Origin of the sequence: Streptomyces sp. NPDC059524, assembly GCF_042749255.1 — a bacterium.
Lineage (GTDB): Bacteria > Actinomycetota > Actinomycetes > Streptomycetales > Streptomycetaceae > Streptomyces > Streptomyces xanthii.
The window spans coordinates 20,480-30,188 of record NZ_JBHYTK010000025.1 but is presented as its reverse complement, the minus strand read 5'-3'; the positions used below and the strand labels follow the sequence as shown (position 1 = coordinate 30,188).

Here is a 9,709-nt window from a genome sequence, read left to right as displayed (position 1 = left end):
CACGCCCCGCGGGGCCTCACCCCCAACAATACCTTCAAAGGCGGGGGGGGGGGGGGGCCCCCCCCCGCCCCCCCCCCACCCCACTGTTTTCCGGGCGCATTGTCCCGGAAGAACCCGCCCGACGTCGGAGCGAAGCAATGACGCAAATGATCTCCCCACCAGCGCAAAGGCGTTCTAGGCTCTTCCATGCCGCCGAGTCGCGCCGTGCGGGGACGGGCACCGCACACGCACCGGAGAACCAGCGGAGGACTTGAGCGACGCCCCCGACCGAGGGCGCCGCCGGGCAAGGAGGGCCGCATGACCGTACGGCGAGTAATGGGCATCGAGACGGAGTACGGAATCTCCGTCCCCGGCCACCCCAATGCCAATGCCATGCTCACCTCGTCCCAGATCGTCAACGCCTACGCGGCCGCGATGCACCGCGCCCGCCGGGCCCGCTGGGACTTCGAGGAGGAGAACCCGCTGCGGGACGCCCGGGGCTTCGATCTCGCCCGGGAGAACGCCGACTCCAGCCAGCTCACCGACGAGGACATCGGCCTCGCCAACGTCATCCTGACCAACGGCGCGCGCCTCTACGTCGACCACGCCCACCCCGAGTACAGCTCTCCGGAGATCACCAACCCGCGCGACGCGGTCCTGTGGGACAAGGCCGGCGAGCGGATCATGGCCGAGGCCGCCGAGCGGGCCGCCCAGCTGCCCGGCGCCCAGCCGATCCACCTCTACAAGAACAACACCGACAACAAGGGCGCCTCCTACGGGACGCACGAGAACTACCTGATGAAGCGGGAGACCCCCTTCTCGGACATCGTGCGGCACCTCACGCCGTTCTTCGTGTCCCGCCAGGTCGTGACCGGCGCGGGCCGCGTGGGCATCGGCCAGGACGGCCACGAGCACGGGTTCCAGCTCAGCCAGCGCGCGGACTACTTCGAGGTCGAGGTGGGCCTGGAGACCACGCTCAAGCGCCCGATCATCAACACCCGCGACGAGCCGCACTCGGACGCCGAGAAGTACCGCCGGCTCCACGTGATCATCGGCGACGCGAACCTCTCCGAGATCTCGACCTACCTCAAGCTCGGCACGACGTCCCTGGTCCTGGCCATGATCGAGGACGGCTTCATTGCCGTGGACCTGGCCGTCGACCAGCCCGTGCGCACCCTGCACCAGGTCTCCCACGACCCGGACCTGCAGCACCTGATCACGCTCCGCAGCGGCCGCACACTCACCGCGGTGCAGCTCCAGATGGAGTACTACGAGCTGGCCAGGAAGTACGTCGAGGAGCGCTACGGCGCGGACGCGGACGACCAGACCAAGGACGTCCTCAGCCGCTGGGAGGACGTCCTGGGGCGGCTGGAGTCCGACCCGATGAGCCTGGCCGGCGAGCTGGACTGGGTGGCGAAGCGGGAGCTCATGGAGGGCTACCGGCGCCGCGACGACCTGGACTGGGACGCCGCGAAGCTCCACCTCCTGGACCTCCAGTACGCCGACGTGCGGGCCGAGAAGGGCCTGTACAACCGTCTGGCGGCCCGCGGGAGGATGAAGCGCCTCCTGGACGAGTCCGAGGTCGACAGGGCGCGTACGAAGCCTCCGGAGGACACCAGGGCCTATTTCCGCGGCCGCTGCCTGGAGCAGTACGCGGACGACGTCGCCGCGGCCTCCTGGGACTCGGTGATCTTCGATCTGCCGGGCCACGACTCGCTCCAGCGGGTCCCAACCCTGGAACCGCTTCGCGGAACGCGTAACCACGTGAAGGAGCTGCTGGACCGCTGCCGCACGGCGGAAGATCTGGTCCGCGTCCTGTCCGGCGGCTGAAACGGCGGGCGCCGGGGAATCACAGAGGTGGGCCCCGTACGTTGAAGAAACTGCGGGGCCGATGTCGGACCGGACTTGTAGGGTCTGATCATCACGAACGAGCTGAATCTCGAACCGAGCGGGGTGAGCTGGACATGGCAACCAAGGACACCGGCGGCGGGCAGCAGAAGGCGACACGCTCCACTGAGGAGGTCGAGGAGCAGGCTCAGGAGGCCCAGGGCTCCGAGGACCTCAAGGAGCGCCAGGAGAAGCTGAGCGACGACGTCGACTCGGTCCTGGACGAGATCGACGATGTCCTCGAGGAGAACGCAGAGGACTTCGTGCGCTCCTTCGTCCAGAAGGGCGGCCAGTAGTCGCCTCTCGCCTTCACATCGAAGGCGAGGTGTGTTCTGTGTCGAGCGAGCTTCAGGTGAAACGTTGCGTGCGGCGCGGCCGGGCCGGGCCGCACGTGCCGTTCCCGGATGCCTCGGCAGTACATGTGGATCACCGCCGTGAGACGGGTAGGGTCCCTGGCGTACTGTGCTTCAACTTCAACTGCAACACCGGCCTCGGCCAGTTGGGGGACACCCCCGACGCGGTGAACCGAGCCGCCGCCTACCCGGAAGGAAACGCGTGGAAGCCAACCCTCGTAGCACCGGGCGTCTGCCGGCTGCCTTCCTGACGCCCGGCTCGTCGTCCTTCATGGACTTCCTGGCCGAGCACCAGCCCGAAATGCTGCCGGGGAACCGGCAGTTGCCGCCGACCCAGGGCGTCATCGAGGCCCCGCACGGCACGACGATCGTGTCCGTGACGTTCCCCGGCGGCGTCGTGCTCGCCGGTGACCGGCGAGCCACGATGGGCAACGTCATCGCGCAGCGCGACATCGAGAAGGTCTTCCCGGCGGACGAGTACTCGGCCGTCGGCATCGCGGGAACCGCCGGTCTGGCGGTGGAGATGGTGAAGCTCTTCCAGCTGGAGCTGGAGCACTTCGAGAAGGTCGAGGGCGCCCAGCTGTCGCTGGAGGGCAAGGCGAACCGGTTGTCCACGATGATCCGGTCGAACCTCGGCATGGCGATGCAGGGACTCGCGGTCGTGCCCCTCTTCGCCGGCTTCGACGTCGACCGCGCGAAGGGCCGCATCTTCTCGTACGACGTGACGGGCGGGCGCAGTGAGGAGCACGGGTACGCCGCGACCGGTTCCGGTTCGGTCTTCGCGCGCGGGGCGATGAAGAAGCTCTACCGCGACGATCTGACGGAGGACCAGGCGACGACGCTGGTCGTCCAGGCGCTGTACGACGCCGCGGACGACGACTCGGCGACGGGCGGACCCGACATGGCCCGCAGGATCTTCCCGATCGTCACCGTGATCACGGAGGACGGGTTCCGGAGGCTGTCGGAGGAGGAGTCGTCCGCGATCGCCCGCTCGATCCTGGAGCGGCGCCTCGAGCAGCCGGACGGCCCCCGCGCCGCCCTGCTCTGAGCCGATCCCATTCACTGAGTCACTGACAGAAAGGGACGGATAGCCGGTGTCGACACCGTTCTATGTCTCTCCCCAGCAGGCGATGGCCGACCGCGCGGAGTACGCGCGCAAGGGCATCGCGCGCGGTCGCAGCCTGGTGGTGCTGCAGTACGCCGACGGCATCGTGTTCGTCGGCGAGAACCCGTCCCGTGCACTCCACAAGTTCAGCGAGATCTACGACCGCATCGGTTTCGCGGCCGCCGGCAAGTACAACGAGTACGAGAACCTGCGGATCGGCGGTGTCCGGTACGCGGACCTGCGCGGATACACCTACGACCGCGACGACGTGACGGCCCGTGGCCTGGCGAACGTGTACGCCCAGACACTGGGCACGATCTTCTCCAGCGCGGGCGAGAAGCCGTACGAGGTGGAGCTGGTCGTCGCCGAGGTGGGCGAGTCCGCCGAGGGCGACCAGATCTACCGGCTGCCGCACGACGGCTCGATCGTCGACGAGCACGGCTCGGTGGCGGTGGGCGGCAACGCGGAGCAGATCAGTACCTTCCTGGACCAGCGCCACCAGGACGGCATGACGCTGTCCGAGGCGCTCAAGCTGGCGGTGCAGGCCCTGTCGAGGGACACGAACGGGAGTGAGCGGGAGATCCCCGCGGAGCGCCTGGAAGTGGCTGTCCTGGACCGTACGCGGCCGCAGCAGCGCAAGTTCAAGCGGATCGCCGGGCGGCAGCTGGAGCGGCTGCTGACGGCCGAGGGCGCGGCGGAGGTGTCGAAGGCGGCGTCCGAGGCCGTGTCCGACGACACGTCCTCCGACTCCGACGGCGGCTCGGAGGCGTAGCGCGCGGGTTCCTCTTCGAGAGGTGTGCCCCGACCGGTCCGTGACCGGCCGGGGCACACGTGTGTCAGGGGGCGGCGGTGCGCGGCGGCGGCGCGGTGGAGCCGCGGGGGACGAGTCGGACGGACAGGGGAGTGGTGTCCGGGGTGCGGTCGTCGAGCACGGCGAGGAGCGCGGCCATGCCGCGGGCGCCGAAGTCCTCGGCGGGCAGGCGCACGGTGGTGAGTTCCGGTTCGAGGGCCGTGGCCAGGGAGAGGTCGTCGAAACCGGTGACGGACAGGTCGTCGGGGACGCGCAGGCCGACGCGGCGGGCGGCCTTGCAGGCGCCGGCGGCGATCTTGTCGTCGTCGCACACGATCGCGGTGGGTGTCCGGAGGCCGCTGGTGCGCAGGGCCCGCTCGGCGGCGTCCTGGGCGCCCTCGACGGTGAAGGGGGAGCGGACGGTGCGCAGGGTGGTGCCGGGCACCTGCCGGGTGCGGGCGGCGAGTTCGCGGGCGCGGACGTCGAAGGTCCAGGAGTCGACGGCCGAGGCGAGGTGCAGGAAGTGGCGGTGGCCGAGGCCGAGGAGGTGTTCGGTGAGCTGCCGGACGCCGTCGGGCAGGTCGAGGTTCACGGTGGTGGTGGCGGGGTCGCCGGGGTCGCTGTCGAGCATGACGAGCGGGAGGCCGTCACCGCGCAGGGTGGTGACGGCGTCGGCGGCCATGGAGGAGGCGAGGATGCCGTCGAGGGCTGCCTGAGAGGACGGGAAGGGGTCGCGCGCGGGGCCCGTGCCCTCGGGGGAGGGGTACAGGACGACGCCGAAGTCGTGCTCGGCGGCGACGCGGGCGGCGCCCGTGTACACCCCGGCGAAGAACTCGTTGGTGAGCGCCGGGACGACCAGGAGCGCGGTGCGGGTGCGGCCCATGCGGAGGCTGCGGGCGGCGAGATTCGGCCGGTAGCCGAGCTGTCGCGCGGCGTCGCGGACGCGCTCGGCGGTGCCGGCGGCGACGCGGCCGCGCCATTTGTCGCCCATGACGAGGGAGACGGCGGCCTGGGAGACGCCGGCCGCGCGGGCCACGTCCCGGCTGGTGGGGCGGGTGGTCGCCGGGCCCTCGGTGCCGCTGGTCACTGGTGCCTCCGTGTCGTTCCTGGTCCGGCCTGGTCCGGTTCACGACGGTAGCGGGTGGCTGTCGGGGCCGGGTGCGTGGTACGTATGACGTCACGACGTTATACGTAAAACTTCAGGTGAGGGCGGGGCGATGGCCGCGGGTTATGCGGAGATCCTCAGGGCGCGGCACGCGATGCGGCTGCTGACGGGCACCCTGGTGGGCAGGCTGCCGAACGCGATCGCGGCGATCGCGATCGTGCTGTTCGTGCGTGAGGAGGGCGGCACCTACAGCCTGGCCGGAGCGCTGGCCGCGGTGTACGGCGTGGCCAATGCCGTGGGGCAGCCGGTGCTCGGCCGTCTGGTGGATCTGCGGGGCCAGCCGAAGGTGCAGCTGCCCGCGGCCGTCCTGTCGGCGCTGGCGATGACCGTCTTCGCGCTCGTGGGCACGGACACCCCCGTGGTCGCGTATCTCGCGGTGGCGGCGGCCGGCCTGTTCACACCTCCGCTGGAGGGCGGGCTGCGCGCACTGTGGCCGAGTGTGCTGCCGCGCGAGGAACAGGTGCACGTGGCGTACGCCATGGACGCCATCGCGCAGGAGGTCATGTTCACGGTCGGCCCGCTCCTGGTGACCGTGTGTGTGTCGCTGTGGTCCGCGCAGGCCGCGCTCGTCGTCCTCAACGTGATCGGTGTGCTCGGCGCCCTCTCCGTAGTGCTGTCGAAGCCCTCGCGCGCGTGGCGCAGCGCGCCCCGCGAGGCCCACTGGCTGGGCGCCCTGCGTTCACCGGGCCTGCTGGCGCTGCTCGCCGCCTTCCTGTTCATCGGGCTCGCGCTCGGCTCCATCACGGTGGCGGGTGTCTCGTACGCGGACGGCAACGGAGGTGACGCCGTGTACGGCTGGATGATGGCCGCGCTCGGCCTCGGCGCGCTCGTCGGCGGCGCGGTCTACGGCGCGCGGCAGTGGAGTGGGGCTCCCGAGGGGCGACTTCGGTGGCTGGTGGCGCTTCTGGCGCTGTTCTACGTGCCGTTGGCGATCGTGCCCGGCCCGGTGGCCATGGTGGCGCTGACGGCGGTCGCGGGCGTGTTCCTCGCGCCCTGCATCGCCTGCGCGTTCATCGTCGTGGACCGGCACGCCCCGCGCGGGACGGTCACCGAGGCGTTCTCGTGGCTCGTGACGACCTTCACGGTGGGCGCGAGCGTGGGTACAGCCGTCGCGGGCCCCGTCGTCGAATGGGGCGGCACCCGCTGGGGCTTCGCCGTGCCGGCCGTCACCGGCGCCCTGGCGCTGCTCGTCCTGCTGGCCACCGGGCGGGTCCTGAGCGCGCCGCACGCGTCCGGGCGTGTCGCGCTCTCATCCGAAAATGATCCGAACCGTGCCGTCCAACCCCGTTTCAGCTCGGGGGATCGGGCGTAATGTTCAGTCATGGACCGCCGCATTTTCGGGCTGGAGAACGAGTACGGCGTCACATGCACGTTCAGGGGACAGCGACGCCTGTCTCCTGACGAGGTGGCGCGGTACCTCTTCCGCCGTGTCGTGTCATGGGGCCGCAGCAGCAATGTCTTTCTGCGGAACGGCGCACGCCTGTATCTGGACGTGGGTTCGCATCCGGAATACGCAACACCCGAATGCGACAACGTGACCGAGCTGGTCACCCACGACAAAGCGGGCGAGCGCATTCTGGAAGGCCTGCTCGTCGACGCCGAACGCCGCCTGCACGAGGAGGGAATCGCAGGCGACGTATATCTGTTCAAGAACAACACCGACTCGGCGGGAAACTCCTACGGCTGCCACGAGAATTACCTGGTGGCACGGCACGGGGAGTTCTCGCGACTCGCGGACATTCTCATCCCCTTCCTGGTCACCCGTCAGTTGCTGTGCGGCGCGGGCAAGGTGCTGCAGACGCCGCGCGGCGCGGTGTACTGCGTGAGCCAGCGCGCCGAGCACATCTGGGAGGGCGTCAGCTCCGCGACGACGCGCTCCCGGCCCATCATCAACACCCGCGACGAACCGCACGCGGACGCCGAGCGCTACCGCCGGCTGCACGTCATCGTCGGCGACTCGAACATGTCCGAGACGACCATGCTCCTCAAGGTCGGTGCCACCGACCTCGTGCTGCGCATGATCGAGGCCGGCACGGTGATGCGCGACCTGACCCTGGAGAACCCGATCCGGGCCATCCGCGAGGTCAGCCACGACATCACGGGCCGCCGCAAGGTCCGCCTGGCCAGCGGCCGCGAGGCCTCCGCCCTGGAGGTCCAGCGCGAGTACTACGAGAAGGCCGTGGACTTCTGCGAGCGCCGGGGCATCCGCACCGGCACCGTGGACCAGGTCCTCGAGCTGTGGGGCCGCACGCTCGACGCGATCGAGGCGGAGGACCTCGACCGCATCGGCACCGAGATCGACTGGGTCATGAAGTACAAGCTCATCGAGCGGTACCGGGCCAAGCACAACATGACCATGTCGCACCCGAGGGTCGCGCAGATAGACCTCGCCTACCACGACATCCACCGCCGTCGTGGTCTCTACTACCTCCTGGAGAGGAAGGGCCAGGCCGCCCGCATCTGCAACGACCTGAAGATCTTCGAGGGCAAGTCCGTGCCCCCGCAGACCACGCGCGCGCGACTGCGCGGCGACTTCATCCGGCGCGCCCAGGAACAGCGCCGCGACTTCACGGTCGACTGGGTCCACCTGAAGCTGAACGACCAGGCGCAGCGCACCGTGCTGTGCAAGGACCCGTTCCGCAGCGTGGACGACCGGGTGGAGAAGCTGATCGCCGGTATGTAGGACCGGCGTGAAGATCCGCCGCGGAACACCCCCCAAAGGGGTGTTCGAGGCGTTCAGGAAGGGCCCCGTGCGAATCATTCGTACGGGGCCCTTCCGCTGCCCGTGGCACAGTTGCCCGAGGGCCTAGAGTGGCCGGACCGTATTCGAGCGACATGAGGATCACTGTGCGACGGCGACTTGCAGCTCTACTGATCGTGCCGGCACTGGCGCTGACCGCGGCGGCCTGTGGCAGCGACGACGGCAAGAAGGACTCGGCGGACAAGGCGGACTCCTCCTCCGCGCCGAAGTCGGCCGAGGTGCCCAAGCCCGTCGACACCGCGAACCCGATGCCGAAGGTCGCCGGTGACGTCGGCAAGAAGGCGTCCATCACGCTGCCCAAGGGCGACCCGAGCGGCAAGTTCGTCGTGCACACGCTCTCCGAGGGCGACGGCGCCGAGGTCAAGAAGAACGACCTGGTGACGATGAACTTCACCGGCAAGGTCTGGAAGGGCGGCAAGGACCTCGGCACCACGTACGGCAAGCAGGGCGGCGGCGACCAGATGGTGACCGCCGGCGCCGAGGGCCAGCTGCCGGCGTTCGCGCAGGCCGTGGTGGGGCAGAAGGAAGGCAGCCGGGTGCTCGTCGTGGCGCCGCCGGCCGCCGGCTTCGGCCCCCAGGGCAACCCGCAGGCGGGCGTCTCGGGCGAGGACACGCTGGTCTTCGCGGTCGACGTCGGCAAGGTCGTCCCGAAGAAGGTCGAGGGCACGCAGGCCGCGATCCCGTCCGACCTGCCGCAGATCAAGGCCGACGAGGAGAAGCCGGCCACGATCTCCGTCCCGAAGAACGACCCGCCGAAGAAGCTCGTCGACCAGGTCCTCATCAAGGGCAAGGGCGCCGAGATCAAGAACGGCCAGACGGTCAGCATGCAGTACAGCGGTGCCGCCTGGAAGATCAACGAGGGCAAGGCGAAGGCCGAGCTGTTCGACTCCTCCTGGAACCGCGGCGGCCAGCCGTTCACCACGCCCATCGGGCAGGGCCAGGTCATCCAGGGCTGGGACAAGGGCATCGTCGGCAAGCACGTGGGCGACCGCGTCCTGCTGGTGATCCCGCCGGAGCAGGCCTACGGCGAGAAGGACCAGGGCAAGGCCCTGCCGGCCAACTCCACGCTCGTCTTCGTCGTGGACATCCTCGCCGCGCACTGACCCCCGCGACAGTGGCAGACTGTCCCGGTTGTCCGACAGCCAACCAGCAGGAGCACTACACGTGAGCATCGACAAGCCCGAGGTCGACTTCCCGGTCGGCGAGCCGCCGGCGGACCTCCAGATCAAGGACATCTGGGAGGGCGACGGCGCCGTGGCCAAGGCCGGCGACTTCGTCAAGGTCCACTACGTGGGCGTGGCCTTCTCCACCGGCGAGGAGTTCGACGCCTCCTGGAACCGCGGCAACCCGCTGGAGTTCCAGCTCGGTGCCGGCCAGGTCATCGCGGGCTGGGACCAGGGCGTGCAGGGCATGAAGGTCGGCGGCCGTCGTGAGCTGACGATCCCCTCGCACCTCGCGTACGGCGAGCGCGGCGCCGGTGGCGGCCGCATCGCCCCGGGCGAGACGCTGATCTTCGTCTGCGACCTGGTCGCCGTCTGACGGTCCGCGCGAGCGAGCCGAACGTCGCGAGAAGGGCCCGTGCGGGCCCGCCCCGGGCCTTCCGCCGTTCCCCCGGCGGGCCGCCCCGTTGCCCCGGCTATTGCCCGCGCGTTAGGCGCCACACCCCCGG

Annotated in this window: 9 protein-coding genes and 1 pseudogene; 9 read left to right on the top strand and 1 reads right to left on the bottom strand. The window is 70.0% G+C overall.

Annotation, left to right across the window (positions count from 1 at the left end):
• The first annotated feature begins 297 nt into the window (after nt 1-297).
• The 5 genes and pseudogenes from dop (at nt 298) to prcA (ending at nt 4,096) form a co-directional block, all read left to right on the top strand.
• Nucleotides 298-1,809 (top strand): depupylase/deamidase Dop, encoded by a 1,512-nt coding sequence (gene dop / locus ACFW9D_RS10190; RefSeq protein WP_384619950.1) that lies wholly within the window; start codon nt 298-300, stop codon nt 1,807-1,809.
• Between the two features lie 134 nt (nt 1,810-1,943).
• Nucleotides 1,944-2,162, top strand: coding sequence for a ubiquitin-like protein Pup (locus tag ACFW9D_RS10185; protein WP_384619947.1), 219 nt, complete (start codon nt 1,944-1,946; stop codon nt 2,160-2,162).
• A 110-nt stretch (nt 2,163-2,272) separates the two neighbouring features.
• A pseudogene (locus ACFW9D_RS10180) lies at nt 2,273-2,470 on the top strand (endonuclease domain-containing protein); the annotation flags it as partial.
• Nucleotides 2,422-3,267, top strand: coding sequence for a proteasome subunit beta (prcB, locus tag ACFW9D_RS10175; protein WP_384619945.1), 846 nt, complete (start codon nt 2,422-2,424; stop codon nt 3,265-3,267). The pseudogene ACFW9D_RS10180 and the gene prcB, both read left to right, overlap by 49 nt.
• A gap of 46 nt (nt 3,268-3,313) precedes the next feature.
• Nucleotides 3,314-4,096: a proteasome subunit alpha gene (gene prcA / locus ACFW9D_RS10170; protein ID WP_384619942.1), complete on the top strand. Its 783-nt coding sequence runs from the start codon at nt 3,314-3,316 to the stop codon at nt 4,094-4,096.
• Between the two features lie 64 nt (nt 4,097-4,160).
• Here the strand turns inward: prcA and ACFW9D_RS10165 are convergent, their stop codons facing one another.
• On the bottom strand, nt 4,161-5,201 hold the full coding sequence (locus ACFW9D_RS10165) for a LacI family DNA-binding transcriptional regulator (protein ID WP_384619940.1): 1,041 nt from the start codon (nt 5,199-5,201) through the stop codon (nt 4,161-4,163).
• 130 nt (nt 5,202-5,331) lie between these two features.
• On the opposite strand from ACFW9D_RS10165, the gene ACFW9D_RS10160 reads away from it, so the two are divergent.
• The 4 genes from ACFW9D_RS10160 to ACFW9D_RS10145 all read left to right on the top strand — a co-directional run bounded on the left by ACFW9D_RS10160 (nt 5,332) and on the right by ACFW9D_RS10145 (nt 9,579).
• Entirely contained in the window at nt 5,332-6,591 is a 1,260-nt protein-coding gene (locus ACFW9D_RS10160) for an MFS transporter (RefSeq protein WP_384619938.1), read from the top strand.
• Between the two features lie 9 nt (nt 6,592-6,600).
• Nucleotides 6,601-7,962, top strand: coding sequence for a Pup--protein ligase (pafA, locus tag ACFW9D_RS10155; protein ID WP_188339897.1), 1,362 nt, complete (start codon nt 6,601-6,603; stop codon nt 7,960-7,962).
• A gap of 152 nt (nt 7,963-8,114) precedes the next feature.
• Entirely contained in the window at nt 8,115-9,143 is a 1,029-nt protein-coding gene (locus tag ACFW9D_RS10150; protein WP_188339898.1) for an FKBP-type peptidyl-prolyl cis-trans isomerase, read from the top strand.
• 61 nt (nt 9,144-9,204) lie between these two features.
• A complete protein-coding gene (locus tag ACFW9D_RS10145) occupies nt 9,205-9,579 on the top strand; it encodes an FKBP-type peptidyl-prolyl cis-trans isomerase (protein WP_161305184.1) in 375 nt (124 codons plus the stop codon).
• The last annotated feature ends 130 nt before the right edge of the window (nt 9,580-9,709 follow it).